Source organism: Phytobacter sp. RSE-02, from assembly GCF_040578655.1.
Taxonomy (GTDB): domain Bacteria; phylum Pseudomonadota; class Gammaproteobacteria; order Enterobacterales; family Enterobacteriaceae; genus Phytobacter; species Phytobacter diazotrophicus.
On the sequence record NZ_JBEULY010000003.1, the window covers coordinates 1 to 26,000 of the forward strand.

Sequence of the window (26,000 nt, forward strand, 5' to 3'; positions counted from 1 at the left end):
GCGGCCCCGGTCAGCCGCAACGCCTCATCGATTTTCAGCCGGACCCTGTCATCGCTGTCACTGTTTTATTCTTATTAAGCGGCGTTGTCGCTGTAAAACGTAAGATTACTGGGGATTCCTCAGCCCTGTGGGAGAGGGTCAGGGTGAGGGGAATATGCGGCTCGGGAGGTGGGGTGTTATAAAAACGCGGTTTCGCTGCTCCCCACGCTTTTCAGCTCAAGCCCTACAAATTTGAGCCCTATTCCGTGTTCACGATCTGTATCGGTTGCAAACATAAATCCGAAATTATCTTTCGCATCAGGAGACAGATAAATTTTCACCAGAATAAGATCTGTCGCCTCTGCGCCGTACACCCGTTTGCAGTACGCCTGAGTTTCCGCTGTGATTTTCTGCGAGAAAGCGTTCTGTTTCTCAATAAGAAACTGGATATCGTTCCTCATTTTGTCATCAGGCGAATGCGCTTCCAGATTTATGCACTGAACAGGTTCAGAACCGAATATCGGTAAAAGCAAATCAACTGCGGTGCCTTCATCATCGGCATAATATTCCAGTTCTACAGACATCTTTCGGGTTCCTTTTGTCGGGACTTCAGGGCAGTGAGGGTTTCTCTGCCCTCAGCGAATTCATATCTGGCAATGCTTGCAAGAAAACGAGGGAATTATCATCCCCAGGCTTCATCTTCGGTTATCACCTTGCTGATGAAACTATCGAGACTCTGCTCAAGAAAAATACTCTTCTGGCTTTCCAGATTGGCAAAATAGACGGCCCCATCATCCATATTCATACAGTAGGGAAACCCACCGCCGTCAATGGCAAAGGGAAGAAAGTTTGCCGGGAGAATCTTCTTATCGACAACCAGCGTTCTGTAGTAGCCATCAGCGGTCAACAAACCTGGGCTGTTAGCACGCAAAATCGACAGAAAGTATTTGATATCGTTCTCATATTTTTCACTCTGGTAAACGCGCCGCCCATCCTCAAGCTTGCCACCGTTACTGATGAGCCATAACGACGTTAAAACATCAGGGAAAGAGACGCCCAGCGATGCTTCAATATCGCCAAGCTCATCAGCCGTGACGGCGGGCGATGAATCTACGAGTTTAATCATCATGTCGTTACCTGTTGGCAATAAGCAGCAATATGGCCTCTCAGCCATCCTTAATAGCAAGAAATAGTAACAGCTTCTCTTGCTTCATACTCATCACCACCATGATCGCCTCGTCGATTCATTCCCCTTTTCACCCTTGAATATCAGTAAGAAAAGGGTGAACGTTGCTGCGCCTCTTGTAAAAAATGGGTGGCATCTTCACCGGCAGCGGTATACAGCGGCGCGTTTTGATCGTTCGCAACGGCAAAAATGGCATTCGCGACATCCCCGGCGTGAGTTACTGGCGAGTGGTTATCGCGCGCCATTTGAATAAACGCATCCACCATCGCGCCATACACCGGATCGTCTTGTCCGCCAAAATAGGCCCGCGCATTCTCGCCAAACTTCGTCTCTGGTGAGCGTCCCGGCAACACCACATGAACGCGAATACCCAATGGCCTGACCTCAATGGCTAATGACTCGCTCCAGGCATTCAGCGCCGCTTTACTTGCACGATAAAGCCCAATCAGCGGCATTGCTTTGGTTGTCACTGACGATGAAACATTGATGATAACCCCTGATTTTTTCTCCCTCATTAGCGGCAGAAACGCCTGGGTTAATGCGAGTGTCCCCAGAACATTGGTGTTCATTAACTGCTGCGCGGTTGCCAGGGGCGTGAGTTCAACAGGGACCGGTGCGCCAAAACCGGCATTATTCACCAGCAGGTCAATCACCCCGGCCTTTTTCACCACATTATCAATGCTGTCAGCGGAAGTGATATCCAGCGGCAAAAGGGTCAGGTTGTCGCTTTCAGGTAATAGCGTCGGATCGGGCGTTCTCATGGTTGCAATCACTTTCCAGCCTTTGTCTAAAAAAAGTTTTGCTGTTGCAAGCCCAAAACCCGATGAGCATCCGGTAATCAGTGCAGTCGACATGTTTAATCCTCTCTGTTGGCAAGAGCAACGATCATAGCCGCCTCTGTCTGGACAATATATAATCAAAAATCCAGTAAAATTTAGAGAGCGTCCAATGTCAGACCCGTTAACCGATATTGTTACCTTGCTCAACCCCAGGCCCACCCATACCAAACTCGTTGAGGGAGCGGGTCAGTGGCGCATTGTCCGGGAATCTTGCGGAGAAGCGTTTTACTGCGCAGTGTTACAAGGCGAATGTCTGATAAGTATTAACGGCAAAGCGCCAAAATTGCTGGTATCCGGCGATTTCATTCTGATACCCGCAACCTACACGTTTGAAAACACCAATGCGGGCACGTCTGCGCCGACGGACATTACGACGCCGACCCTTATTGGCGATGGGCACGTGAGAATTGGCGCAACAACGGGACCGGCTGAATTTCTGATGAATGTGGGACACTGCGAATTCGACACGCCGGACAAACAGCTTATCGTCGCGTTACTGCCCAACGAGATCCTGGTGAAAGGACAACAGCGTTTTGTCACTCTGCTTGAACTTCTGCTTGATGAAAGCCAGGCCCGGCGGCCAGGACGTGAAGTGGTATTGATGCGTCTTTTACAGTTATTACTGGTTGAGTCGTTGCGAAGCCATGATTGTCTGTCGGGAACGGCAGGTATTTTGCGGGGATTACAACACGAAAAGATCGCCATCGCGCTGCATCTCATTCATGAAAAACCCGATATTGACTGGCAAATAGCACAACTCGCCAGCCACTGTGCGATGTCGCGTTCCTCTTTTTTCGCCATCTTCAACGAGACAGTCGGTATGCCTCCCATGCAATATCTGCTCTTCTGGCGAATGTCGTTGGCCAGAAAAGCACTGTTGAGCAGTACAGATAAAATCGAACAGATCGCATTTCGCATTGGATATCAGTCAGCGAGCGCCTTCAACGTCGCCTTCACGAAATATGTAGGGATGCCGCCGGGGGTATTCCGACGCCAGAAACCCCATGCTATCCCTGTGGAGCCGCATTACTGATGAAAAGCCAGTGTTGAACACTCTTTCTGTACGCTATCACTGGCCTTGTCTTTACGTGCTTGCCCCCTAAATAAAACAGGCTTTGCGGCATCTGTTGAAGGGGGAGCCATTAACACGGATTATCTTACCTGCATCCGATATTCAATCATGCCGCTTTTTTTCGCAATCCAGTCATATAATCTTTGCGCACGATAATTTGCTTCGTGGGTGTGCCAGTAAAGATGGCTGGCATGACGTTTTCGGGCTTCTTTCTGGACATATTCAATTAACTGTTTACCAATCTGTTTGCCGCGTGTATTTTCGCTGACATATAAATCTTCAAGATAACAGTAATCACTTTCCGCCCAGGTTGAACGGTGAAAAAGATAATGGGCGAAACCCACCACCTCGCCATTACTTTTCGCGACAGCACAGAATATCGGCTCGATTGGATTAGCAAAGCGCTCCCAGGTGCGCGTTGTGACCGCGTCAGGAATATCAACATTATAAAATATTTGATAATTTTTCCACAGCGGCAACCAGCTTTCATAATCCATTTCACTGGCTGCTTCAATTGTGATAACCACTGTATTCATAATAATAACCTCTTTATTTTCTGGCTTGTTCTGTATTGGAGTGAATCATTAATTAAAAAACGCAGGCAACGTAGGTGTTGGCTTTATTCAAACACGAAAAGCACAGGCAACGTGCCGATATATGACGCGCCTTATCGCCGCCGCTCCACCCTGCCTGTCATTGACGCTTCGGGAATAATGATAAGGTTAAAATGGCAGGTTTAGCCCCACCAATTTTTCACAATGCAGCAGACCAATTTATCTTCTGGCAGCAGACCATCCTGTTATAGACTGGATGATGAAGGAAGTAATAACGGAGAAACGGATGTTTAAGCATGCCCAGCTTGAAACGGTAAAGGCCTGGATGATTGATCCGGCAAACGGCTCACTGCCTCTTCATGAAAGGATCCAGAGAGCAATACGCGCACTTATCCTGGAAGGCATTTTATCTCACGGCAAAGCCCTCCCCGCCTCGCGTGCATTAGCCATCTCACTCAATGTTTCCCGTGACACCATTGAAGCCGCCTATACGCGTCTGCATGCGGAGGGGTTTATTGAAAGACACACGGGTAAAGGCAGCTTTGTTTCTGCCAGCGCCCGATTTCTGAAATCACATTCCCGGCAACGCCAGTCCGCCGCTGAGGTACGTGAACCAGCGCTCAGTGAGCGGGGACATGTGATGTACAAAAGTGGGGGGATACGTGAATTTTCATCGCCTCGCCCACTGGCGCCTGGGATCCCCGAAACACGTCTGTTTCCGGTACAAACCTGGGAGCGACTTGAGCGGCAGGTACTAAAAGAGTATCGCCACCGTGCGCTGGAGCAAAGCCCGCCTCAGGGGACAGAGCGGTTACGCCGGGCCATCGCAGAGTATGTCAATCTGGAACGCGGCGCGCATGCCACGCCAGAACGTATCATTATTCTGACAAGTTCCCAGCAGGCGATCGCCCTCTGTTCTCATGTCCTGATGGACAGCGGCGATGCCATCGTGATTGAAGATCCGACCTATCAGGGGGCGCAAAAAGCGTTTAAGGCTGCCGGGCTGAACAGCCTTCCGGTTCCGCTTGACGAGAAAGGGCTGTGTATTGCGTCACTTAATGCTCTGACAGCGCCGGCGAAAGCTATCTATCTTACCCCTTCCCATCAGTACCCTACCGGCGTCACCCTGTCGCTTGACCGACGGCTGGCGGTCATCGACTGGGCAAACCGTCACCAGGCCTGGATTATTGAAGATGACTATGACAGCGAGTTTCACTATGAAGGCAAGCCGATGGCCTGCGTGCAGGGGCTGGATGCCTTTAACCGGACAATCTATATCGGGACGTTCACCAAGTCTCTTTTTCCGGGGCTACGCATTGCCTGGATGATTGTGCCCGCAGAACTTGTTGAACCGCTGACGATGGCAAGGACGTTAATGGACGGTCATACCGCCTCCATCACCCAACTGACCGTCGCCAAATTTCTGGAGGGTGGCCATTTTGGTTCCTATGTCCGGATGATGCGGGAGGTTTATGTTGCTCGCCGTGACAAACTGGCAAGCCTGATTGAAGAGCGTCTTTCTGATTTTGTCGTTGGCATAACGCCAACGGGCGGGATGCAGATGCCCTGCCATCTCAGGAAAGGCATTTCCGAAGCAGCCGTCGCCGCAGCCGCCCGACGAGCAGGTATTGATATGCTTGGGCTTGCCGAATTATATGCAAATGAACCGACATCAGCCGGTTTTTTGATGGGTTTTGCGGCTTACACGGAGCAGGAAATAGAAGAGGCGGTAGAAAAAATCGCCGCCCTTTTTCGTCTTCTCTGAGGCTTTGGCGTGTCAGCCCGACACCCGCCTCACTCAATGTGCCTGCCGCTGGCAGGCCGCCAATATCATCCTGAACGGATCGCTGTACACCGCGAGCTATGTGGATTGCTAGCCTAATCGCTGCATTTCAGCGCGGCCAATACTGCGTCGCCATGCGCCAGGGGCCTGACCGTAGTGACGCTTAAAGCTGCGGTTGAAGGACTGCTGAGAGTCAAAGCCCAACGCGATGGCCACATTCAAAATCGGTTCGTCGCTGCGGGCTAACCGCTCGATCGATTTTTGCAGCTTTTGCGCACGAATATACTCGGCGAGACGATAGCCCGTATGCTCTTTGAAGATCCGCTGGAGGTGCCACTTCGAATAACCGGCGCGTCTGGAAACGGTATTGATATCGAGACGGCTTTCAATGTTGTTGTCGATCCAGTCGAGTAAATCGTGAATAAATGCGCCATTGTTCATTTTGTTTCCTCCCGCGCGGCTTACCAAAAAAGCATCTTTGTCTGTTGCATTTAAAGGTGGCCTGCTTTTGCAGTAAATGCAAGTTTTATTATTGCATTTAAATCCCTGCCGGAAATCTCTCTTCGGCCCCTGACGCAAACAGCACATAAAGTGCAACAATTATTCTTGCACTTAATTTAGCACCTCCCTACAATCGCCGCGATAGTGTATTCGCAACTGTTACAGTTTTGTGGCGATGAACGACACAAATGGCCTTAAGCCAGCCCGGACAAAGGAAGTGGCGCGGCGTCCCCTGCCGCGTCTTGCCCGGCGGCTACTATTACCGGAATAAAAATAATGAGCCTGCAAAAACATTGGGTTAATTTTCGTCTGAATGCGCTGGGAGCGGTATTACTCTCCGTCATGCTCGTCGGATGCGATGAGGGTGTCGCGCAAAATGCCGTGCCACAAGCGCCCGCCGTGAGCGCCGCTGACGTGGTCGTGAAATCGATTAGCCAGTGGGATAGCTTTAACGGCCGGATTGAAGCGGTGGAAAGCGTTCAGCTACGCCCCCGCGTCTCTGGATACATTGATAAAGTGAATTACACCGACGGCCAGGAAGTGAAAAAAGGCGAGGTGCTGTTCACCATCGATGACAGAACCTATCGCGCCGCGCTGGAACAGGCGCAGGCAACGCTGGCGAGAGCCAAAACGCAGGCCAGCCTGGCGCAAAGTGAGGCCAGCCGTACCGATAAATTAATCAACACCAATCTGGTCTCCCGTGAAGAGTGGGAACAGCGTCGTTCTGCCGCCGCCCAGGCGCAGGCCGACATTCGTGCAGCGCAGGCGGCAGTTGATGCCGCACAGCTTAACCTGGACTTCACCAAAGTGACCGCCCCCATTGATGGCCGCGCCAGTCGTGCCCTGATCACCAGCGGTAATCTGGTCACGGCGGGCGACAGCGCCAGCGTACTCACCACGCTGGTATCGCAGAAGACGGTTTACGTCTACTTTGATGTGGATGAGTCTACCTACCTCCACTACCAGAACCTCGCCCGCAGCGGGCAAGGCGCGTCCAGTAACCACATGGCGCTACCGGTTGAGATTGGCCTGGTTGGCGAGGATGGCTATCCCCATCAGGGCAAAGTGGATTTTCTGGATAATCAGTTAACGCCGAGCACCGGCACTATCCGTATGCGCGCACTGCTGGATAACGCACAGCGTCAGTTCACGCCAGGGCTCTTTGCCCGCGTGCGTCTGCCGGGCAGCGCTGAGTTCAAAGCCACGCTTATCGACGACAAAGCAGTGCTGACCGACCAGGATCGCAAATATGTTTATATCGTTGATAAAGAAGGTAAAGCGCAGCGTCGTGATATTACGCCGGGGCGTCTGGCTGCCGGTTTACGCATCGTGCAGAAGGGGCTGAACCCTGGCGATAAAGTCATCGTCGATGGTTTACAAAAAGTGTTTATGCCGGGTATGCCGGTTAACGCGAAAACCGTTGCCATGACCACCAGCACCGCCCTCAACTGATCCCTTACCTGAGAATCCGACACATGGACTTTTCCCGCTTTTTTATCGACAGGCCGATTTTCGCCGCGGTGCTGTCGATTCTGATTTTCATTACAGGATTGATCGCTATCCCGCTGCTGCCGGTCAGCGAATATCCTGATGTCGTACCGCCCAGCGTTCAGGTACGCGCGGAGTATCCCGGCGCAAACCCGAAAGTGATTGCAGAGACCGTGGCGACGCCGCTGGAAGAAGCAATCAACGGCGTTGAAAACATGATGTACATGAAATCCGTTGCCGGCTCTGATGGCGTACTGGTCACCACTGTCACCTTCCGTCCGGGTACTGACCCCGATCAGGCGCAGGTTCAGGTGCAAAACCGCGTATCACAGGCCGAAGCGCGTCTGCCGGAAGATGTGCGGCGTTTGGGTATCACCACCCAGAAACAGTCGCCGACGCTGACGCTGGTGGTGCATCTGTTTTCACCCAACGGTAAGTACGACTCCCTGTATATGCGTAACTACGCCACGCTAAAAGTGAAGGATGAGCTGGCCCGTCTGCCGGGCGTTGGTCAAATCCAGATTTTTGGTTCCGGTGAATACGCGATGCGCATCTGGCTGGATCCCAATAAAGTGGCGGCACGTGGGTTGACCGCCTCCGATGTGGTGACGGCGATGCAGGAGCAAAACGTCCAGGTTTCCGCCGGGCAGCTTGGCGCCGAGCCGCTGCCGAAAGAGAGCGATTTCCTGATCTCCATCAATGCCCAGGGTCGCCTGCACACGGAAGAAGAGTTTGGCAATATTATTCTGAAAACGGCGCAAGACGGCTCGCTGGTCCGCCTGCGTGACGTAGCGCGTATTGAAATGGGCTCCGGCAGTTATGCGCTGCGCTCCCAGCTTAACAACAAAGACGCGGTCGGGATTGGTATCTTCCAGTCACCGGGGGCCAACGCCATCGATCTGTCTAACGCAGTGCGCGCCAAGATGGACGAACTGTCGAAGCGTTTCCCGGATGATATGAAGTGGGCGGCCCCTTACGATCCGACGGTGTTTGTTCGCGATTCCATTCGCGCAGTCGTGCAAACGCTGCTGGAAGCGGTGGTGCTGGTGGTGCTGGTGGTGATTCTGTTCCTGCAAACCTGGCGCGCGTCGATTATTCCGCTGATCGCGGTGCCGGTATCGGTGGTGGGCACGTTCAGTATTCTCTACCTGCTTGGCTTCTCGCTGAATACCCTGAGTCTGTTCGGTCTGGTGCTGGCTATCGGTATCGTCGTGGATGACGCCATCGTGGTGGTGGAAAACGTTGAGCGAAATATCGAAGAGGGGCTGGCTCCACTTGCGGCGGCGCATCAGGCGATGCGTGAAGTCTCCGGGCCGATTATCGCGATTGCGCTGGTGCTGTGCGCGGTGTTCGTGCCGATGGCGTTCCTCTCCGGGGTGACCGGCCAGTTCTATAAACAGTTTGCGGTGACGATCGCGATTTCGACGGTGATCTCAGCCATCAACTCGCTGACGCTCTCACCAGCGCTGGCTGCCCTGCTGTTAAAACCGCACGGCGCGCCGAAAGACTACCCTACCCGCCTTATCGATCGTCTGTTCGGCTGGATTTTCCGTCCGTTTAACCGCTTTTTCCACCGTAGCTCGGACGGCTATCAGGGGCTGGTGGGCAAAACGCTCGGACGCCGTGGCGCGGTGTTTGTTGTCTATGTGCTGCTGCTCTGCGCCGCGGGCGTAATGTTTAAAGCCGTCCCCGGCGGGTTTATTCCGACACAGGATAAGCTCTATTTAATTGGCGGTGTGAAAATGCCGGAAGGCTCTTCGCTGGAACGCACCGATGCGGTGATCCGCAAGATGAGCGAAATCGGGATGAATACCGAAGGCGTGGATTATGCGGTCGCCTTTCCAGGGTTGAATGCGTTGCAGTTCACCAATACGCCAAATACCGGCACGGTCTTTTTTGGCCTGAAACCGTTCGATCAGCGTAAACATTCTGCGGCGGAAATTAACGCGGAGATCAACGCCAAAATCGCGCAAATCCAGCAGGGCTTCGGTTTCTCCATTTTGCCGCCGCCGATATTAGGGCTGGGTCAGGGTTCTGGCTATTCGCTTTATATTCAGGACCGCGCCGGGCTTGGCTATGGCGCGCTGCAAACCGCGGTGAACACGATGTCCGGTGCGATTATGCAGACGCCAGGAATGCACTTCCCAATCTCCACCTACCAGGCTAACGTGCCGCAACTGGATGTGCAGGTTGATCGTGATAAGGCGAAAGCACAGGGCGTGTCGCTGACCGATCTTTTCGGTACGCTGCAAACCTATCTGGGGTCGTCGTATGTCAACGATTTCAACCAGTTCGGTCGTACCTGGCGCGTGATGGCGCAGGCCGACGGGCCATACCGCGAAAGCGTGGAAGATATTGCCAATTTGCGTACCCGCAATAATCAGGGCGAAATGGTGCCGATTGGCAGTATGGTCAATATCAGTACGACTTACGGGCCGGACCCGGTGATTCGTTACAATGGCTACCCGGCGGCGGATCTCATTGGCGATGCCGACCCTCGCGTACTCTCCTCCTCACAGGCGATGACGCAACTGGACGGAATGTCTAAGCAGATCCTGCCCAATGGGATGAATATTGAATGGACGGACCTGAGCTACCAGCAGGCCACTCAGGGTAATACAGCGCTGATCGTCTTCCCGGTCGCGGTTCTGCTGGCGTTCCTGGTTCTGGCGGCGCTGTATGAAAGCTGGACGCTGCCGCTGGCGGTGATCCTTATCGTGCCGATGACGATGCTGTCCGCACTGTTCGGCGTCTGGCTGACCGGTGGCGATAACAACGTGTTTGTGCAGGTCGGTCTGGTGGTACTCATGGGGCTGGCCTGTAAAAACGCCATTCTGATCGTGGAGTTTGCCCGTGAGCTGGAAATCCAGGGCAAAGGAATCATGGAAGCGGCGCTGGAAGCTTGTCGCCTGCGTTTACGCCCGATTGTGATGACCTCTATCGCCTTTATCGCCGGGACGATCCCGCTGATACTCGGCCATGGCGCGGGGGCGGAAGTGCGCGGCGTCACCGGGATCACGGTGTTCTCTGGCATGCTGGGCGTGACACTGTTCGGTCTGTTCCTGACCCCGGTGTTTTACGTGACACTGCGTAAATTCGTCACGCGCGGTAAAGTGGAAAGAGAGGTTTTGCCAGCCTGAGTCACTGTTGCAGATAACAAAAAACCGCCTTCACTGTGAAGGCGGTTTTTTTTCGCAATATGAAAAGTATTAAAGCGATTTTTTAATCCGATCATCCAGTTCAGGCAGCAGATCGCACCCGCTGGTATCGGCTTTTTTGACCTTTTCCAGCGCGCTTGCCACGGTATGGCGAGCGAGTACATCTAACGACGCCTGCTCCGCTTCATCGGCAATCGATTTGAAATACCAGCACGCGTTGGCACTGACCACGCAGCGGGCCGGTATGTCGGGGCGCGACGCCCACAGCTTTTTATCTTCGATGACCGAAAGGTAGATATCGCGCAGGGTGATCTCTTCGGGCGGACGACCAAGATGAATAGAGCCGTTGCGGCCAAGCGTAGAGACGATAATCCCATCACGCGTGAGAGGCACCATTAATTTACGGATAAAGCTCGGGTTTGCTTCCAGACCGTAGGCCAGAATCGCACTCGTCGAACGTTCACCCAATTGCTCCGCCATCGCTACGCTGAGAACCATCTGCAAAGCTGTCGGGAAGCGGTAATCTAACATTTTATTGTCCTGGGTCGCGGTGAATCTTGTTCTTTTTGGCACCGCAGAGGTGAATAACCAATGAGCAATAATATAACAAATACAGTCTTTTTTTTGAAGCAATCAACGCGTGACCTGGCCCGTAAAAAAGAGTTTCCACGTATGACAGAGATGTCATTCAATGCCAGATGACGACATTATCTGGTAAGAATCAAAAAAATCCTCAAGCGTGATCGATACAGGCCAGAGCCTTTTCATGCCTGACCTGATTTATTTGCAAATGGAAACGATCACTTCATGCAACCAATATGCGCCAGAAATGGGGGCATATATGATATTACCAAATGAACGTTTTTTTAACCCGAACCGAAAAACGGAAGTACGGTATCCATATGCAGGCGAAAATTATGTATCTGACAATAGGCATAATCATGTCGAAATTCAGCGCAAGAGGCGCAAATAAGTATGAAGTGATGGCCCGGTCAATCATCATGATCGCGATACTGGCAACCAGTAGCACACTAAACGCCAGAGGTAACGCCCTCTTTTTGCGCACAAAAAGAGACGTAACATAGATAACCAGGAGCAGTAAAATCAGGTTAATCCCAGCGGCAGTAAAAAGATAGGATGTCTGGTAAACAGGAATACGACCGAGCATGTTCGTACCCAGTTTTAATGTCACTATCAGAGACGTGAAATAATCGTAGGCCATGAGCAAAATATTGAGGAGTGGCAGGAACAACAGGCCACCGATTTTTCTGTACCGTTTTTCCTCACATTCAGCACAATATTCAAGGTGTTGCGCGATCTCCTTATCACAGGTTAAGCAGGTCCATTTGAAAGGGGTCTCCGTCATTATTCATCCTTTTTAGTGTGTTCGCTCTTAACGAACTTGCTTCATTCCAGGATTAGTTAACGGCTAACCGTGAAGATTCTTTAGGGTGACTGCGTTTTTACCGTTGGGTGAAGAGTAATACGAGTATAAAAACGCCCTGCCCGTGCGAAATGGCCTATGGCCCCGTAAGCTTGATTAGTTTATGAAAAAATCTTAGGCTACCCCCTAAAATATAATGGATAATCAAAGGTTAAAAATGAAAAACATAACCCCGGAATATACCGTTGTCGACTTATCGCGCTGGGCAAGGAAAGAACATTTCGACGCATTCCAGAGCTTCGCGCAGTGTACATTTAGCCAAACTGTGCAAATCGATATTACCGCGCTGCTAAAACATATTAAGGAGGTCGGCTGGAAATTTTACCCCACGATGATTTTCCTCCTTGCAAAAATAGTGAACAGGCATGCGGAATTTCGTATGGCCATCAAGAACAACGAGCTTGTCGTATGGAATGACAGCCATCCAGCTTATACGATTTTCCATGATGAAACGGAGACCTTTTCGTCATTATGGAGTCACTACGACGGTAATATTCACCACTTCCAGAACGTTTTTTCAGAAGACGTGGCGCGCTATCGCAATAACCTTTCCTATCTGCCTAAAGAAGAGTCGCGGGAAAATATATTTTTTGTCTCTGCTAATCCCTGGGTAAGTTTTACCGGTTTTAATATCAACGTTGCCCATATGCAGAACTTTTTTGCCCCCATGTTTACCCTTGGTAAATACTACACACAGGGTGACAAAGTCTTGTTACCCCTCGCGGTCCAGGTACATCATGCCGTCTGCGATGGCTTCCATGTGGCAAGATTGATCAACGAATTACAAGAGATGAGTGATGACTTGTCGCGCTATTCCGAGTCACGCAATAGCTGATGCGCCCGACATTTTTTGTATGGAGTTTGCAATAAGGAAAGCAGATGGGAAATATCAAAAACCAGGGACAGTGGAAAATTGAAAGAAAATAAACACTCTCCCTGTTTATGCTGCGGTAAGCGAACGCTCGAAGAGAGAGGGAATTATGAAATTTGCGCCGTCTGCGGATGGGAAGATGATCCTGTGCAGTCCGCAGACCCTGATTTTGCGGGCGGGGCTAATCCGTTAAGTTTACATGCGTGCAGACGGGCGTGGGCGGCTGTTCAATGTAATAAGCCAACACAGTCTGAATAGCCATTTCCGCTTCGGGTTCGAAGCAGAGATATTGCATGATATACATACCTGTTTATTACACGGCCCGTTGCAGAATTTCGCCGGGCAGACCGTCAAAATCTCTGAATTCACGCGTGATAAAATTCTTGTTCGTCAGGATCTTTTTTGATGCCAGATTTGCAGGATCGATAATCGCAATGAGTGTAGAGATTTCAGGTTTTCTGCAGGCCTGCTCGACCAGTATTGTGGCAACTTTGCTCGCAATACCAAGCCCCCAATATTCCGGTAGCAGCATATAGCCCAGTTCGGCGGTCTTCGGTTGGTCAGTCACAGATGCCAGTTTGGCGAGGCCGATAAAATTACCCTGCTGATCATCCGTGATTCGGTAATAGCCCAAATCTGAATGGCGGGCATTCTCGTCGAGTATGAGTTTAAAATCACGAGAGGCCTCATCACAGGGAATGGCACGTTCTGTGATCATCGCCATAACATCGATATTACTGACAAGTTTTAAATAATCCGCAAAATCTATTTCAGAAAACTTTTCCAATAACAAATCCATTTATTACCTCATAAAACCATTAGCAGCCAAAGAAAATATCGCATTACTCTATCTGCATGGACAGCAGTATTGGCATTGTATCAATATGAATGCACTTTTAAAATTGATGGGGCCAAAACCGTTTTTTACATATGCACTTTTCTGGTACGAAACAGCTATCACTGGTAGGCGAAATCAGTATGTCCATTTTTATTCTACCGCTCCTTCGCTTAAGGTGCGCTCAAATCCGTCACCAGCAGCACGGTTCTTACTGAAAGCTCCCTGATGTCGCTCAGGTAACGAATGTTTAAGCGAAATTTTTCAGTCAAACCGTTGAATCAACTTTTTCTAACCTCCGACGCCCTGCACCCTGTTTATTCGCCGGTATATCAGGATCCGCACTAAGTAGACAGACTCTGTATGGGGGGGAGGTCTGTTAAGAGCGAACAGCGGACACAACGACTCACCAATAAGTTGCTGCCCGCTTCCGACCCAAAACCGTCGGTTGTATGCTAATTAATCTAGCAAGCACATGTTTAGCTTTTTATCCGGCGAATGAAGCAAGAGAAATTGAACCTATTGCTAAGTGTTACTGGGATAATTAAAAGGGATAATACTGGCCAATCCGTCATCAACATCAAGACCATAGGCAACTGCTATTTCTGCCACAGAGGTACCACAATTTTTTCGCAGTTTAAAAAGCGCTCGCTCAAGCATAGATATTTGAACAGGATGATCAAATCGGATGAACTGAGGGGAGCCAACGCTGTCACCGAATTCTTGGCATGCCTTTCTCATTTTCCTTAATTGTTTTGCTAAATATGAATCGCTCGGTAAACCTTGCAGGATTTTAGTTAATTCAGATCTAATGCTGATAACACTCTGAGAGCAATGACTAGCACCTTCCATATCGACAGGATTGAAAAGAACTCGCTTGTCCTCAAGAAAAATGACGATCTTCTTCGCTTCGTCAGCTTCTATTATTGGAGCATTCCACTGAATCCCAAATATAGGACAGCTAAGGCCAGTAATATTTTTATAGATTCGTTCAAATTTCAAAACTCACTCCTTGGATGGACACATAACGCCTAAAAAGTCATGCCGAGAAACGGACTCGGTTCGAGTAATCTATTAGATAGCATCACTCGGAACTACTGTAAAAACAGTTGCTATCATGCCTATTTTTACTATAAATATTATTTAATATCAGTCGGTTAAGATCGATTGCCCCCCACACATAATATAAAATGTTTGGGGGGGGTTATCTATTTTTTTCTATTTTTCAGTATAATCAAAAATGTTAATGCGAACCCAAAAATCCCAACAAAACTAGACATAATTCTTAGCAGCAACTCTCTATTATTTAAGAGTTCACTAAATAAACCGTTCTGGAATAAAGGATAAAGTACGCCCATGAAACCAATTAAAATGCCATAAAGTATCATTACTCTATCTTTCAGAGAATAAAACTGGAGTTTCTTCTCGATGGACCGGTACCTGAAAGGTGATTGTCTTTTAGAGTCAATACTACAGGATAAATCCATCTTGTTGGAAAGGTTGTTCCAGGATTTTATAATTGCATCAAGGTATATTGTTGATTTCAAATCATCCCAGAAGTTTTTTTGACCAAATGTACGCATGATGTCCATATCAAAAGGGATATTGCCAATATGTGTTACAGAACTGGCCGTATATTCTTTGTCTGATGTGGTCTTGTTAATTAATCTAAATATTGGATTGTTCGTGTCATTCTGCATCTGATTGATTAGATTATCAGTTGTTATTCTTGAGATGTTATCTTCTTCTTCCACGCAAATCGTAATATCACTGCATTGGTGTGAGGCAGATATTAGTTCATCATAGCCTGCACGACTATCAAAGAAAATAAAGTCATATGTTTTTTCATTTTTTATTGCTCGCAATAATCCTTGAATGTAATCTAGTGCTTCTTTTTTTGTGTCTGGCATCAAATCAGAAAACTGTAAAAGCTCATCTACTCTGCTCACTGATGGAATTACATCAAAAGATCTATATCGGGCAATTGCAAACTTTTTTGGACGACGTTCGAATAAAGAAGGAATTCCTTTATTTATAAAAAACTCTGCGACGGACATTTCCCAATTTTCACACAGTTTTATTTTTTCATTTTTATGATAATAAAGAAGCGAGGTGAGTCCTCGGACAAATACATCCAAGTCTATAACTAAAACATTGGAACCTGCGTTGCCTAACGTTTCAGCTAGAACTGCAGTCAGCAAGGTCTTACCAGTTCCACCCTTTCCGCTTACAATGTTTATTACTTTCATACTGCTTCCTTAAAGCATGTGAGTATTGCCATAATTATAAATTGGATGAAGAATGAAAATAAAATAGTAGTATATATTATATTCAAGTAGTCGTCATATGAAACGATGAAGGTCTGATACCTTAAATAATAGACTGGAGCGCTTACGAAAGCTAGCCAAATGATTCCTAGAGATATCTTACCCCAAAATTTATCAACGAGATTTTTTGCTGATTTCTTCTTTATTAAAAATGCAAAAATAATAAATACCCATAATTGCCCAGAGAAGTAGGCCGCACAAAATGCGCCTAGAACTTTAGGTGTGGCTATAAGGTAATTAACTATCTCATCCCACAGTTTGTCAGTTTTTAACTCCACCTTACCCTCAGCATTTTGTAGAGATTCAGATATTAGTATTATTTACACCAGCATGCGATGATGACAGCACACCTTAATGCTACCAAAAAAATCATGAAATGTAATACATATGTATGTTTTTAATAGAAAAAGATGATATGTACATTGTTTTATTGAGAGATTTCCAAGGGGTAGGCTTCATCAAAGATAAGCTACATGAGCAAAACGCTTTAACTTGCTCAAATGCATTGTGTTACAACAGTTTTGGCAACGTCTGCTTTGGCACAAAGCGGACAAACCGACTGAACAAAAGGCCCGCTATGAGCGAACATCTCGCGTTATATGCAGGCCTGTTTTACATTGTCCGTTGCCGAATGTCATCGGGCAGACCGTCAAAGCCTCTGAACTCACGTGTAATAAAACTCTTCTCGTCAGGATCTTTTTTTGATGCCAGATTTGCAGGATCGATAATCGCAATGAGGCCAGATATTTCAGGGGTTCTGCAGGCTGCTCAACCAGTATTGTGGCAACTTTGCTCGCAATACCAAGCCACCACTATTCCGGCAGCAGCATAGAGCGAAAACAGACTCACTTTGCGGTCATCGCGGGATCCGCAAGCATTGCATCGGCGATATCCAGCATTACCCGCAGGCGATCCATATGCCGGAGGTCACAGTGATACCCCATCCATATATCTATGGATGGCGGCGGCTCCGGCATATGAATAGACTGTAATGCGGGTATGGGGTGCGGATGGTGACTGGCCGTGTTGCCCCGGCATTTTCAGGAATGATTGCCGGAGTGACCAGCTCGACATTACAAATCAGCACTGCGCTGAGCGTCGCCGTCATTGGCGGCATTTTTTACAGCATGCTGGACACCGCTAAAAGCGGAGCCAATATCACGCATGCCTTTATCGTGGCGCTTCTGGCGATGGCGGTATATCTGGCGGCAGGCGCCGGATTAAGTATCCGGCTTATCCGGCGCGCCTCTGGTCTCCCTTCAGATCCGGCCAGCCGCATCCCGCAGCGATCTTAGTGCGATTCGCCTGAATGATGACGTAACCCGCCGGCAAGCAGCGTAAACACCTTAATAACGTCTGGCAGTCTCTTTTGCGGAGCGTCGCTCGCGGCTATCAACAGTGCAGCATTGAGCGCCGCTCCGTTCAACAGATGCGCAGCGGCCGTTGCATCCATCTCTTTGACGACCTTGCGTTCAATCATGCTTGTCAGGGTTTGTCGGGTGGATTCAAGGCAGCTATTCTGGCTGGGCCATTGAGCGGGATCGCCCAGGAAAGCCGGGCCGTCAAGCAGGACAATACGTCTCACTTCGGGGTCCAGCGCCATCTGAATGTAAGCAATGCCTTCGGCCAGCAATCTCTCCCAGTCATCGCTGGCTGTTGCGGCAGCGGCTTTTGCGCGCTGAGCCATTTCGCTATCTATCTGGGTGACAACCGCGGCAAGTAACCCCTTTTTATCGCCAAAGGTGTGATAAAGCGCACCGCGCGTCAGACCCACACTTGCGGTTAATTCATCCATTGATGCATTAGCAAAGCCTTTTTCTGCAAAGGCCTTACGCGCGGCTGAAATCATTTTTGCGCGATTTTCTTCCATCGCCTCGATTCGGCGGTTAACAGCCATACCCTCTCCTTTTTGACATACATCGCGTATCTCACTTGACATACGTGATGTATGTGATAATTATTACACATACATCACGTATGTTAAATCATTCCATCCTGTATTGCTTCATCTGCGCTATCTATTTGAAAAGAGGAAACCCTGTGATTCAACGCGAACCTGTTTTTCCTGCTCATCGCCATGCTCTCTATAATGAACACGGTTATTCCGCCGCGATCCGTTCTGGCGACTTGCTGTTTGTTTCTGGTCAGGTCGGAAGCCGGCCTGATGGCTCGCCGGAACCCGATTTTGCCGCTCAGGTCCGACTTGCCTTCGATAACCTGAAAGCGGTTCTTGATGCTGCTGGATGTACCTTTGATGATTTGATTGATGTCATGACCTTTCATACCGATCCTGAGAATCAATTTCCCGCCATTATGCAGGTTAAGCAGTCTGTTTTTCCGCATCCCCCTTATCCAAACTGGACTGCTGTTGGCGTCAACTGGCTTGCAGGATTCGATTTTGAAATTAAGGTGATTGCCCGCATTCCTGCGCATCAGTCATAACCAGAGGAAACAGATCAATTTATCAGTAGAACTGACATGAAAATCGCCAGACGCCGTCTGGTGATTTGTGAAAATAGCCAATGCCGTTGTCCGCCCACATCCAGTTAACTTTTTCTTCAGATCCTACCTGAAAGACGAAATCCTCAAGCCCGACACCATGTTGTATTTCCGCAGGGTATCCGCCAACTTTGGTTCCCCCGTAGCGGCTAAAGTCCTCAAAGAAACTGTCACTGGCTGGTTCATCATCGTTTACGGCAGAAAGGTCAAGAATATCCCAGGCATCCTCCCAGCCCGGCGCATCATCATTCACACTTAACCATCGCACAGGAAACGCGCGATACGGCGTGGTCAGTTCAGGTAATAACTCAAGCCCCTCAAGCGTGGCATATTCACGAATTAGCCAGCCTTCACCATGGGGTTGGTCAAAAGGATGGCTTTCCATATTATGAAAGAGAACCAGAAGAGCGACATTCTTGAGTTGTTCAGGAATAACAGGAAGCTCAGCGATACGAATCTGAAGAAGCGGAAACATCGGTTTCCCTCTCCAGACAGGCAGTCCTTCGCCTGCAAGCGATACTCCTTTTAAAAACCAGGAGGTAAGAGGATCTGCACTGGGGCGAAAACCACCGACCTGAGCCACCGAGGCGGGGCGCAATTTGGACCTGAGCTCTTCTAAAACTAACGCACTTTCGGATTTCATCTTCGATACCTTGCGTATGAGGATATTCTCTTAATATCGCGGATTCAGACCTGCTCATTATATATAAAAATGCTTCCCGGAAAGGTCCGGACCAAAGAAGACCTCAGTAATCCTTTCTCAAACCAGGTGACTTTTCACCCTCCCCCTGTTAGCTTCATCTGATGATAAAAATCTGTTCAGTATCTTCTTATGCGTTAATTATTATCACCTGCCCCTGTCAGGTGGGATAACGCTCGTCATCTTCCCGCCGGTAAGGCGGGCCTTACCGGTAATCATCCAGTGAGGCAAAGCATGAATACGGATACACCTGTCAAAGCAGTAAAACCAACTCTTCACCTTTTATGTGGAAAAATCGCTTCGGGTAAATCCACGTTAACTGCAAGATTGGGGGCATCGCCAGGCACGATCATTATCAGTGAGGACACGTGGCTGGCTGCACTCTATAAAGATGAAATACAGTCAGTCGCGGCTTATGTGCAGTGCGCAGCAAAGCTCAAAAATGCCATGAAGCCACATCTGATATCCTTACTGAACGCTGGTGTATCGGTCGTTCTGGATTTTCCGGCAAATACACGGGCGAATCGTGAATGGATGATGGATATCATTACGGCGTCGGGTGCTAATAATTGCCTGCATTATCTCAACGTCTCTGACGATATATGCAAAGCCCGTTTACGCGCCCGTAACGCCGAAGGCGCGCACGATTTTGCAGCAACAGATGAAGAGTTTGAAATGATAACGCGTTATTTCACAGCACCGAGTGCAGATGAAGGGTTCACTATTATCGAATACAGCTAAAATAGTGAACCTGAGCCGTCAGCAGACGGCTTTTTAATGCCCGTATTTATTCAAAGCATTTTCTCTATGTTATCTAACCAGTCGGGAAGATGTTCCTTGTACCAGTTAAGATACAAAGGAAAGGTTGATTTTTTCCGCTCATAAAGCAGCGTAATCACTTCGGTGACGATCCATGCTTTAGCAATAGCCATTTCTCTCGCCAGCGCTGTGGAATTACGCTGACCCGATAGCTGGCAATAGCGTTCGGCAAGATCAGTAAAGGCGTGTTTCGTTCCCATTCCTTTTATAAGGGGAGCCAGATCGATGGCCGGGCTTCCTCTTCCAAATCTTTCCCAGTCGAAAAGCACAACATCACCGTTCGCTCTTCTTCCCCAATTACCGGCATTGCTATCGCCAGAAATCAGACTCTGATAACCAAACAAAACATCACTACACTGCCGGAAGTGCCGAAATTGTCGTGCACTTTTGTCGGGTAATGCCAGGAGCAGAAGAGCGTGCTCAAGCGCGGAGTCTGACCATGCATGGTTGTGGTAAAGCCACTGCGGACTGGCGGTGTATCGATGTAAGTTTCCGAGCATAATGAGTATTTCATCTGCGAAGACTTCATCCTGGTCAATTTCACGGGGGATATATTCCAGTCTTAGCCTGCGTAACTCAGGATCGGCAGATAACAGTTTCGGCACGGCAACGCCTGCGTGGGTGAGTGCATTGGCCGCCTGTTGATAAAAATGGTACTCCACCTCACCAACAGGACATTTCTCGATGAACTGATAACCCGCTTCATCCACAAGAAGCGCCACTCTGGCTACCCCCATCCGGGATAGATTTTCAACTGACATAGCTCACTCCCTCAGTGGGTATTTTTCTGGTACTCCGGTGTTTAAAGCGATGGCATTTATGCGCGAATAAAATCGACAAAGGCCCGCAACGCGGTCGGCAGATTCCGCCGCCCGGAGTAGTAGAGGAAAAATCGCCCCGGCGGCGCGCTGAAGCTATCCAGTAGAGACACCAACCGACCCGCGGCTACCTCTTCTCTCACCATCGCCTCGTAAACGTAAGCAATGCCTGCACCGTCGCGTGCAGCCTGAATCATTAACATATCGTCGTCGAACACCAATGGGCCAGCAACAGCGACGGTCAGCGATTTTCCTGAGACCAGAAATTCCCAGTGATAGTGGCGGCCACTTGGAAAACGACGGCAAACACAGGCGTGGTCCAGCAGTTCGTCCGGCGTTTTCGGCGCGTCACGCAATTTCAGGTAAGACGGCGCCGCAACACAAACGAAGCGCTGCGGCGGACCGACAGGAACAGCCACCATATCTCCGGCCAGGCTTTCGCCAAAACGGATACCCGCGTCAAAGCCACTGTCCACGATATCAGCCAGGCCGTCGTCAGTCACAACGTCGACTTTTACGCACGGATACTTCGCCACAAATCCCGCCAGTATCGGGGCCAGCACCAGCCAGGCCGCCGGACGCGGTACATTCAGACGCAGCGTGCCTGCGGGTACCGCCTGTAACGCCGTCACGTCGGCGAGCGCGTCGGCGACATCACGCAAAGCAGGAGCGAGCCGGGCCAGCAGGCGATGGCCTGCCTCGGTGGGCGTAACGCTGCGGGTGGTGCGGTGGAGCAGACGCACGCCCAGTCGCTCTTCAAGCCCACGCATGGCATGGCTCAGGGCCGAGGCAGAGACACCTCGCTCAGCGGCCGCTTTACGGAAGCTGCGATGCCGTGCCACGGCTTCAAAGGCGTCAAGTTCATGCAGATCGATTGTCATATTGATGAGAATTATTCAGTAGTTCATCAAACATAACATGGCTTATCGCCTGCTATCTACCGTGACACACTGGCGCCGTCAACTTGATTGAGGAGTTAAACCATGCAGCACAGAAAACTGGGGAATGCCGATTTCACTATCTCACCCATCGGGCTGGGAACCTGGGCCATCGCGGGGGCGGGCTGGGAATTTGGCTGGGGAGCGCAGGATGACGAAGAAAGCCTGTCCGCGCTGGAATACGCCGTGGAGCGCGGCGTGAACTGGATCGACACCGCCGCCGTTTACGGTCTGGGTCATGCCGAGGAAATTGTCGGAAGACTGCTTCGCCGGGTGCCGGCTTCGCGCCGTCCGTTAGTCTTCACCAAAGGCAGCCTGGTCTGGGATCCGATAAGTCGGCAGATTTCGCACTCCCTGGCACCGGATTCGTTGCTTCGGGAGATTGACGAAAGCCTGCGCCGCCTTCGGACAGAAGCTATCGATCTGTATCAGATCCACTGGCCTGCCTTCCCGGCAGATGGCCCGGATGACGGCATTGAGGCGGCGCTCTCGGTGCTGGATACGGCGCGTCAGCAAGGAAAAATCCGCGCCATCGGCGTCTCCAATTTTGACGTCGCACAACTCAAGCGCGCCCAGGCCGTTACGGAGATTGCCTCACTCCAGCCGCCTTATTCAGCACTCATGCGCGAGGTCGAATCTGACATCCTGCCCTTCTGTGAGCAAACGGGGGTCGGCGTCATCGCCTATTCGACCCTGCAATCAGGTCTGCTAAGCGGTGCGATGACGCGTGAACGCATCGCCCGCCTCCCCGATGACGACTGGCGCAAAACCCGCAGTCCGGACTTTCGGGAGCCACGGCTGACCCAAAACCTTGCCTTGGTGGAGACCTTCCGTCGGATTGGCGATCGCCACGGGCTGACACCCGCGGCGGTGGCGATTGCCTGGGTGCTGAGACAGCCTGCCATATCCGGTGCGATTGTCGGCGCGCGCCGCCCGGCACAGGTCGACGGTCTGCTGGGGGCTGCCGGGTTCAAACTGAGCGAGGACGAACTGGCTGAAATCGCGCCGTTTCTGCCCGAAGGCATGGGCACCAACGTGCCAGAAGAAACGGCGTCCTGAATGGCGTTCCTTTATCCTAAATAGAAAAGGTTGCCACTGTCTCACTCAGCGCTTTGGGCTGTTCATCCGGCACAAAGCGCACTGTTTTACCGGGTACTTATACGGCGACCGGTTTTGTCCGCACGCCGACAAATACAATGAACATCGCCGTCAGCAGCAGTAACCCGCTGCCGGTGAAGACACCGCTTGCCCCGCTGACGTCAAATATTGCCCCACCGCCTGCCGCGCCCGCGCCAATGGCAAGCTGCACCGATGCCACCAGCAGTCCGCCCGCGCTTTCCGCCTCATCCGGCACGGTCGTCGCAAGCCAGGTGGTCCAGCCTACCGGCACCATGCCAAAAGCGAATCCCCACAGGGTAACCAGCAAGCCATCCAGCAACGCCAGATGCCCAAACAGCACCATCGCAACCGCCATCAGCCCCATTCCAAACGGCACCAGCGCCAGGGTCAGATGTAAATTGCGCGATAGCAGATGCCCGGCGAGGGAGGTGCCGACAAAGTTTGCCAGCCCAAATCCCAACAGGATCAACGAAATGCTCTCCACACTCACCTGCCCGACGGTCTCCAGAAAAGGTCGCAGATAGGTGAAGAAGGCAAAATGTCCGCTGAAAATCAGAATACTCGCCAGCATCCCGCCCACCATGCCCGGTCGACGCAGTACGCGAAACAGTGCGCTCAGGCTGCTACTGTGTTCCGGTTTCATGGATGGCAGCACCCATAATTGCCACAGTAGCGCCAGCGCGCTCGGTGCGGTTGAAAGAAGAAAGACATTACGCCAGCCAATAATGCTGCCCAGATAGCTGCCGAGCGGTGCGGCGACGACAGTTGCAACCGACACGCTGGAAAAGATAATCGCCAGCGCTTTTGGCACCTGGGCGATTGGCACCAGCCTTAGCGCGGTGGCAGTCGACATCGCCCAGAAGCCGCCAATCGCCACGCCTAACAGCAGACGGCCAAGCAGCAATACATGCAGCGAGGGGGCAAAGGCCACCAGCAGACTGGAGACGATTTGCAATACCGAAAAGAAAATCAGCACCCAGCGACGGTCGATATTTTTCGTGGCGGCGGCAATCAACAGCCCACTCAGCAGTGCCACCAGTGCCGTGGCGGTCACCGCCTGCCCGGCCATCCCTTCGCTTACCCCCAGACTCGCCGCCATGGGCGTCAATAAACTGGCGGGTAAAAACTCGGCGGTAATCAAACCAAACACCCCAAGCCCCAGTGAATAGACGGCTCGCCAGGCGGGTTTTACGGGCGCAGTCACCTCTCTCGCCGCAACATCTGCATTCATTTGTTCTCTCCCGTCATAAAATGTGACCTGTGTCGCAAAGCATAGGAAGTTCCCCACGGACGATCTATGACATATAATCTCCAATTATTGATAATTCGTCCGGAGTTGTAGCGATGGCGGTTCAGACACCCGATCTCATCAGCGAGTTACTGCGCGGTATGCGCCTTTCTGGCGTGAAATACCGCCGCTTTGAGGCCAGCGCGCCGTTCGGTTTCGCCTTCGACGCCGCGCCCGGTAAAGCCCAGTTTCATTTCGTTAGCCGTGGCCCGGCGGTATTACGGATGGAGAGCGGTACCTGTTTTGCGCTCAACAGCGGCGATGCGCTGTTTATTCCCAACGGCAACGCTCATGCGCTGCTCTCGGATGACGACGCGACGGCGACGCCGGTCTCCGCATTTCACGGCGAAGCCATTTGCGGCTCGGTTTGCCAAATCACCTGCGAACCCTGCAAAGGCAGTGAAAACGTGGTGATATTCAGCGGATGTATGGATTTCGAACTGGGCGGGATGCAGCCGCTGATTAAAGCGATGCCGGAAGTGATGATGGTCAGTAAGCTGATGTCAACCTGGCCGGAAATTCACCCCCTGCTTGCCGCCATGGAGCGCGAATCAATGACCCGTCAGGTCGGGTTTGCGGGTATCCTGGCGCGGCTGGCGGATGTGGTGGCAGCGCTGATTGTACGCGGTTGGGTGGAAGCCGGTTGTGGCAAAGCCACCGGCTGGGTGCAGGTGCTGCGCGACCCACGGCTGAGCCGGGCGATTTACGCCATGCATCAACAGCCGGGCATTAACTGGAGCGTGGCGGACCTGGCAAAAGAGGCAGGAACATCCCGCTCGGTCTTTGCTGAACGTTTCCTCTCTGCCACCGGTAGCACCCCGGCAAAATATCTCAGCGAGCTACGTATGCGACTGGCGATCCAGTACATTAGCCATGAAAACCAGGCTATCGAAACCGTAGCGCTGCGACTGGGCTATGGTTCGCTCGCGGCATTCAGCCGGGCCTTTAAGCGCATTGTCGGCCACCCGCCGGGCGCCCTTCGCGAGGCCGCCCAGTCACAGCCGGAGTTATGAGGGTTTGCACCGGTTGAAGACTACTGGCGCATATGTCCGGCAATCATTTCTGACAAGGTATTTTCTTCACCCAACCGGGCGAGCCGTTCTGTTATGGCATCAAAATACCGATCATCGGCTTTTGCCACGCAGATGGCCTGTTGAATTTCGGTGAAATCATCCGGCAACACACGAAAGCCTGGATTGTTTTGGGCTGCGGCCTCAAGCGGCTGGCGAATACCGGCGGCCATCTCACCTTCCCCCGCTAAAAAAGCATCAATCGCCGCCTGGGAGGATGCAAGGCGGTTCAGGGTTGCATGATGTAACTCGCGTGATAGCCAGAGGTCATAGGCCGCATTCTTGCCCACATTGATGACGACACCCGGCTTATCCATGTCGCTAACGCTTCGCCAGTCACTCTGTTCGCGCACCAGCAAGGTCCCTTTAATGGTGATATACGGGGACGTAAAGCGCAGGCGATCCTCGCGTTTAGGATCGATTGCCAAAAAGGCAATATCCCAGACGTCCTGACCGGCATCGTCAACCACCTTCCCGGCGGCAGGATAAGTGATGAATTCCGGTCGGCAATGCAGATGACGGGCGATATCTTTTGCCAGTTCGACGGTGATACCTGCTGGCTGACCATCAGGCGTCAATGAGGCCAACACAGCATTACCTAAATTGATGGCAAAACGCAGGGTGGGTAACGTTTCATCTGACATGAGCTTCTCCTGTGCGCAACGCGGTGTGATCGGTTCTCCCGTCAGGAAAAGATAGCAACAGGCCGTTC

Annotated in this window: 26 protein-coding genes and 2 pseudogenes; 11 read left to right on the forward strand and 17 right to left on the reverse strand. The window is 51.0% G+C overall.

The window, feature by feature from the left end:
• Window positions 1-176: 176 nt before the first annotated feature.
• From ABU190_RS06760 to ABU190_RS06770, 3 genes are all read right to left on the reverse strand, one after another.
• Window positions 177-563 (reverse strand): hypothetical protein, encoded by a 387-nt coding sequence (locus ABU190_RS06760; protein WP_354690820.1) that lies wholly within the window; start codon window positions 561-563, stop codon window positions 177-179.
• A 98-nt stretch (window positions 564-661) separates the two neighbouring features.
• On the reverse strand, window positions 662-1,108 hold the full coding sequence (locus ABU190_RS06765) for an SMI1/KNR4 family protein (RefSeq protein ID WP_354690821.1): 447 nt from the start codon (window positions 1,106-1,108) through the stop codon (window positions 662-664).
• 140 nt (window positions 1,109-1,248) lie between these two features.
• On the reverse strand, window positions 1,249-2,019 hold the full coding sequence (locus ABU190_RS06770; RefSeq protein ID WP_354690822.1) for an SDR family oxidoreductase: 771 nt from the start codon (window positions 2,017-2,019) through the stop codon (window positions 1,249-1,251).
• A gap of 94 nt (window positions 2,020-2,113) precedes the next feature.
• Here ABU190_RS06770 and ABU190_RS06775 point away from each other — a divergent pair, with 94 nt between their 5' ends.
• Window positions 2,114-3,037 (forward strand): AraC family transcriptional regulator, encoded by a 924-nt coding sequence (locus ABU190_RS06775; RefSeq protein ID WP_354690823.1) that lies wholly within the window; start codon window positions 2,114-2,116, stop codon window positions 3,035-3,037.
• A 119-nt stretch (window positions 3,038-3,156) separates the two neighbouring features.
• On the opposite strand, the gene ABU190_RS06780 is transcribed toward ABU190_RS06775, so the two are convergent.
• Window positions 3,157-3,612 (reverse strand): GNAT family N-acetyltransferase, encoded by a 456-nt coding sequence (locus ABU190_RS06780; RefSeq protein WP_172600664.1) that lies wholly within the window; start codon window positions 3,610-3,612, stop codon window positions 3,157-3,159.
• Between the two features lie 304 nt (window positions 3,613-3,916).
• On the opposite strand from ABU190_RS06780, the gene ABU190_RS06785 reads away from it, so the two are divergent.
• Window positions 3,917-5,395 carry a PLP-dependent aminotransferase family protein gene (locus ABU190_RS06785; RefSeq protein ID WP_354690824.1) on the forward strand — a complete coding sequence of 493 codons (1,479 nt, stop codon included), beginning with the start codon at window positions 3,917-3,919 and terminating at the stop codon, window positions 5,393-5,395.
• Between the two features lie 108 nt (window positions 5,396-5,503).
• On the opposite strand, the gene ABU190_RS06790 is transcribed toward ABU190_RS06785, so the two are convergent.
• Window positions 5,504-5,854 (reverse strand): helix-turn-helix domain-containing protein, encoded by a 351-nt coding sequence (locus ABU190_RS06790; RefSeq protein ID WP_354690825.1) that lies wholly within the window; start codon window positions 5,852-5,854, stop codon window positions 5,504-5,506.
• A 336-nt stretch (window positions 5,855-6,190) separates the two neighbouring features.
• On the opposite strand from ABU190_RS06790, the gene ABU190_RS06795 reads away from it, so the two are divergent.
• Complete coding sequence (locus tag ABU190_RS06795; protein ID WP_296433323.1) at window positions 6,191-7,366, forward strand: efflux RND transporter periplasmic adaptor subunit; 1,176 nt, start codon at window positions 6,191-6,193, stop codon at window positions 7,364-7,366.
• Window positions 7,367-7,389: 23 nt separating this feature from the next.
• A complete protein-coding gene (oqxB, locus tag ABU190_RS06800) occupies window positions 7,390-10,542 on the forward strand; it encodes a multidrug efflux RND transporter permease subunit OqxB (protein WP_039079367.1) in 3,153 nt (1,050 codons plus the stop codon).
• A 69-nt stretch (window positions 10,543-10,611) separates the two neighbouring features.
• Here oqxB and ABU190_RS06805 read toward each other — a convergent pair whose 3' ends face one another.
• Window positions 10,612-11,091: an Rrf2 family transcriptional regulator gene (locus ABU190_RS06805; protein ID WP_354690826.1), complete on the reverse strand. Its 480-nt coding sequence runs from the start codon at window positions 11,089-11,091 to the stop codon at window positions 10,612-10,614.
• 316 nt (window positions 11,092-11,407) lie between these two features.
• Window positions 11,408-11,926 (reverse strand): DUF2569 family protein, encoded by a 519-nt coding sequence (locus ABU190_RS06810; protein WP_335255818.1) that lies wholly within the window; start codon window positions 11,924-11,926, stop codon window positions 11,408-11,410.
• A gap of 235 nt (window positions 11,927-12,161) precedes the next feature.
• On the opposite strand from ABU190_RS06810, the gene catA reads away from it, so the two are divergent.
• Window positions 12,162-12,839, forward strand: a complete 678-nt coding sequence (gene catA / locus ABU190_RS06815; protein ID WP_354690827.1) for a type A chloramphenicol O-acetyltransferase — start codon at window positions 12,162-12,164, stop codon at window positions 12,837-12,839.
• 78 nt (window positions 12,840-12,917) lie between these two features.
• Window positions 12,918-13,133: a CPCC family cysteine-rich protein gene (locus ABU190_RS06820; RefSeq protein ID WP_354690828.1), complete on the forward strand. Its 216-nt coding sequence runs from the start codon at window positions 12,918-12,920 to the stop codon at window positions 13,131-13,133.
• 55 nt (window positions 13,134-13,188) lie between these two features.
• On the opposite strand, the gene ABU190_RS06825 is transcribed toward ABU190_RS06820, so the two are convergent.
• The 4 genes and pseudogenes from ABU190_RS06825 to ABU190_RS06840 form a co-directional block, all read right to left on the reverse strand.
• On the reverse strand, window positions 13,189-13,674 hold the full coding sequence (locus tag ABU190_RS06825) for a GNAT family N-acetyltransferase (RefSeq protein ID WP_354690829.1): 486 nt from the start codon (window positions 13,672-13,674) through the stop codon (window positions 13,189-13,191).
• 561 nt (window positions 13,675-14,235) lie between these two features.
• On the reverse strand, window positions 14,236-14,712 hold the full coding sequence (locus ABU190_RS06830) for a DUF6650 family protein (RefSeq protein ID WP_354690830.1): 477 nt from the start codon (window positions 14,710-14,712) through the stop codon (window positions 14,236-14,238).
• 206 nt (window positions 14,713-14,918) lie between these two features.
• The gene (locus ABU190_RS06835) at window positions 14,919-15,959 is read right to left on the reverse strand and encodes an AAA family ATPase (RefSeq protein WP_354690831.1); all 1,041 of its coding nucleotides are present in this window, start codon (window positions 15,957-15,959) and stop codon (window positions 14,919-14,921) included.
• Between the two features lie 923 nt (window positions 15,960-16,882).
• A pseudogene (locus ABU190_RS06840) lies at window positions 16,883-17,029 on the reverse strand (LysR family transcriptional regulator); the annotation flags it as partial.
• A gap of 12 nt (window positions 17,030-17,041) precedes the next feature.
• Between ABU190_RS06840 and ABU190_RS06845 the strand changes: the two are divergent.
• A pseudogene (locus ABU190_RS06845) lies at window positions 17,042-17,332 on the forward strand (MFS transporter); the annotation flags it as partial.
• On the opposite strand, the gene ABU190_RS06850 reads toward ABU190_RS06845, so the two are convergent.
• Complete coding sequence (locus ABU190_RS06850; RefSeq protein ID WP_354690832.1) at window positions 17,329-17,934, reverse strand: TetR/AcrR family transcriptional regulator; 606 nt, start codon at window positions 17,932-17,934, stop codon at window positions 17,329-17,331. The pseudogene ABU190_RS06845 and the gene ABU190_RS06850 overlap by 4 nt on opposite strands.
• 143 nt (window positions 17,935-18,077) lie before the next feature.
• On the opposite strand from ABU190_RS06850, the gene ABU190_RS06855 reads away from it, so the two are divergent.
• Window positions 18,078-18,479: a RidA family protein gene (locus tag ABU190_RS06855; RefSeq protein WP_354690833.1), complete on the forward strand. Its 402-nt coding sequence runs from the start codon at window positions 18,078-18,080 to the stop codon at window positions 18,477-18,479.
• Between the two features lie 22 nt (window positions 18,480-18,501).
• On the opposite strand, the gene ABU190_RS06860 is transcribed toward ABU190_RS06855, so the two are convergent.
• Entirely contained in the window at window positions 18,502-19,179 is a 678-nt protein-coding gene (locus tag ABU190_RS06860) for a DUF1963 domain-containing protein (RefSeq protein WP_354690834.1), read from the reverse strand.
• 291 nt (window positions 19,180-19,470) lie between these two features.
• Between ABU190_RS06860 and ABU190_RS06865 the strand changes: the two genes are divergently transcribed.
• On the forward strand, window positions 19,471-19,977 hold the full coding sequence (locus ABU190_RS06865) for an ATP-binding protein (RefSeq protein ID WP_071196105.1): 507 nt from the start codon (window positions 19,471-19,473) through the stop codon (window positions 19,975-19,977).
• 50 nt (window positions 19,978-20,027) lie between these two features.
• Here ABU190_RS06865 and ABU190_RS06870 read toward each other — a convergent pair whose 3' ends face one another.
• Both ABU190_RS06870 and ABU190_RS06875 read right to left on the reverse strand, forming a co-directional pair.
• Entirely contained in the window at window positions 20,028-20,816 is a 789-nt protein-coding gene (locus tag ABU190_RS06870) for a phosphotransferase (RefSeq protein WP_354690835.1), read from the reverse strand.
• A gap of 56 nt (window positions 20,817-20,872) precedes the next feature.
• Window positions 20,873-21,754 (reverse strand): LysR family transcriptional regulator, encoded by an 882-nt coding sequence (locus ABU190_RS06875; RefSeq protein ID WP_223878702.1) that lies wholly within the window; start codon window positions 21,752-21,754, stop codon window positions 20,873-20,875.
• Between the two features lie 102 nt (window positions 21,755-21,856).
• Between ABU190_RS06875 and ABU190_RS06880 the strand changes: the two genes are divergently transcribed.
• On the forward strand, window positions 21,857-22,870 hold the full coding sequence (locus tag ABU190_RS06880; RefSeq protein ID WP_354690836.1) for an aldo/keto reductase: 1,014 nt from the start codon (window positions 21,857-21,859) through the stop codon (window positions 22,868-22,870).
• A 97-nt stretch (window positions 22,871-22,967) separates the two neighbouring features.
• On the opposite strand, the gene ABU190_RS06885 is transcribed toward ABU190_RS06880, so the two are convergent.
• Window positions 22,968-24,161 (reverse strand): MFS transporter, encoded by a 1,194-nt coding sequence (locus ABU190_RS06885; RefSeq protein ID WP_296433351.1) that lies wholly within the window; start codon window positions 24,159-24,161, stop codon window positions 22,968-22,970.
• A 113-nt stretch (window positions 24,162-24,274) separates the two neighbouring features.
• Here ABU190_RS06885 and ABU190_RS06890 point away from each other — a divergent pair, with 113 nt between their 5' ends.
• Window positions 24,275-25,231, forward strand: a complete 957-nt coding sequence (locus ABU190_RS06890; protein WP_354690837.1) for an AraC family transcriptional regulator — start codon at window positions 24,275-24,277, stop codon at window positions 25,229-25,231.
• Window positions 25,232-25,251: 20 nt separating this feature from the next.
• On the opposite strand, the gene ABU190_RS06895 is transcribed toward ABU190_RS06890, so the two are convergent.
• Window positions 25,252-25,932, reverse strand: a complete 681-nt coding sequence (locus tag ABU190_RS06895; RefSeq protein ID WP_354690838.1) for an ABC transporter substrate-binding protein — start codon at window positions 25,930-25,932, stop codon at window positions 25,252-25,254.
• Window positions 25,933-26,000 lie beyond the last annotated feature (68 nt).

What these genes read in the sequence shown, in the direction of transcription:
- ABU190_RS06785 (WP_354690824.1), top strand. Translation starts at nt 3,917, where the DNA reads ATGTTTAAGCATGCCCAGCTTGAAACGGTAAAGGCCTGGATGATTGAT.
- ABU190_RS06850 (WP_354690832.1), bottom strand. Translation starts at nt 17,934, where the DNA reads ATGGCTGTTAACCGCCGAATCGAGGCGATGGAAGAAAATCGCGCAAAA.
- ABU190_RS06760 (WP_354690820.1), bottom strand. Translation starts at nt 563, where the DNA reads ATGTCTGTAGAACTGGAATATTATGCCGATGATGAAGGCACCGCAGTT.
- ABU190_RS06775 (WP_354690823.1), top strand. Translation starts at nt 2,114, where the DNA reads ATGTCAGACCCGTTAACCGATATTGTTACCTTGCTCAACCCCAGGCCC.
- ABU190_RS06795 (WP_296433323.1), top strand. Translation starts at nt 6,191, where the DNA reads ATGAGCCTGCAAAAACATTGGGTTAATTTTCGTCTGAATGCGCTGGGA.
- ABU190_RS06895 (WP_354690838.1), bottom strand. Translation starts at nt 25,932, where the DNA reads ATGTCAGATGAAACGTTACCCACCCTGCGTTTTGCCATCAATTTAGGT.
- oqxB (WP_039079367.1), top strand. Translation starts at nt 7,390, where the DNA reads ATGGACTTTTCCCGCTTTTTTATCGACAGGCCGATTTTCGCCGCGGTG.
- ABU190_RS06875 (WP_223878702.1), bottom strand. Translation starts at nt 21,754, where the DNA reads ATGACAATCGATCTGCATGAACTTGACGCCTTTGAAGCCGTGGCACGG.
- ABU190_RS06770 (WP_354690822.1), bottom strand. Translation starts at nt 2,019, where the DNA reads ATGTCGACTGCACTGATTACCGGATGCTCATCGGGTTTTGGGCTTGCA.
- ABU190_RS06865 (WP_071196105.1), top strand. Translation starts at nt 19,471, where the DNA reads ATGAATACGGATACACCTGTCAAAGCAGTAAAACCAACTCTTCACCTT.
- ABU190_RS06765 (WP_354690821.1), bottom strand. Translation starts at nt 1,108, where the DNA reads ATGATGATTAAACTCGTAGATTCATCGCCCGCCGTCACGGCTGATGAG.
- ABU190_RS06860 (WP_354690834.1), bottom strand. Translation starts at nt 19,179, where the DNA reads ATGAAATCCGAAAGTGCGTTAGTTTTAGAAGAGCTCAGGTCCAAATTG.
- catA (WP_354690827.1), top strand. Translation starts at nt 12,162, where the DNA reads ATGAAAAACATAACCCCGGAATATACCGTTGTCGACTTATCGCGCTGG.
- ABU190_RS06870 (WP_354690835.1), bottom strand. Translation starts at nt 20,816, where the DNA reads ATGTCAGTTGAAAATCTATCCCGGATGGGGGTAGCCAGAGTGGCGCTT.
- ABU190_RS06780 (WP_172600664.1), bottom strand. Translation starts at nt 3,612, where the DNA reads ATGAATACAGTGGTTATCACAATTGAAGCAGCCAGTGAAATGGATTAT.
- ABU190_RS06810 (WP_335255818.1), bottom strand. Translation starts at nt 11,926, where the DNA reads ATGACGGAGACCCCTTTCAAATGGACCTGCTTAACCTGTGATAAGGAG.
- ABU190_RS06790 (WP_354690825.1), bottom strand. Translation starts at nt 5,854, where the DNA reads ATGAACAATGGCGCATTTATTCACGATTTACTCGACTGGATCGACAAC.
- ABU190_RS06890 (WP_354690837.1), top strand. Translation starts at nt 24,275, where the DNA reads ATGGCGGTTCAGACACCCGATCTCATCAGCGAGTTACTGCGCGGTATG.
- ABU190_RS06825 (WP_354690829.1), bottom strand. Translation starts at nt 13,674, where the DNA reads ATGGATTTGTTATTGGAAAAGTTTTCTGAAATAGATTTTGCGGATTAT.
- ABU190_RS06805 (WP_354690826.1), bottom strand. Translation starts at nt 11,091, where the DNA reads ATGTTAGATTACCGCTTCCCGACAGCTTTGCAGATGGTTCTCAGCGTA.
- ABU190_RS06835 (WP_354690831.1), bottom strand. Translation starts at nt 15,959, where the DNA reads ATGAAAGTAATAAACATTGTAAGCGGAAAGGGTGGAACTGGTAAGACC.
- ABU190_RS06885 (WP_296433351.1), bottom strand. Translation starts at nt 24,161, where the DNA reads ATGAATGCAGATGTTGCGGCGAGAGAGGTGACTGCGCCCGTAAAACCC.
- ABU190_RS06880 (WP_354690836.1), top strand. Translation starts at nt 21,857, where the DNA reads ATGCAGCACAGAAAACTGGGGAATGCCGATTTCACTATCTCACCCATC.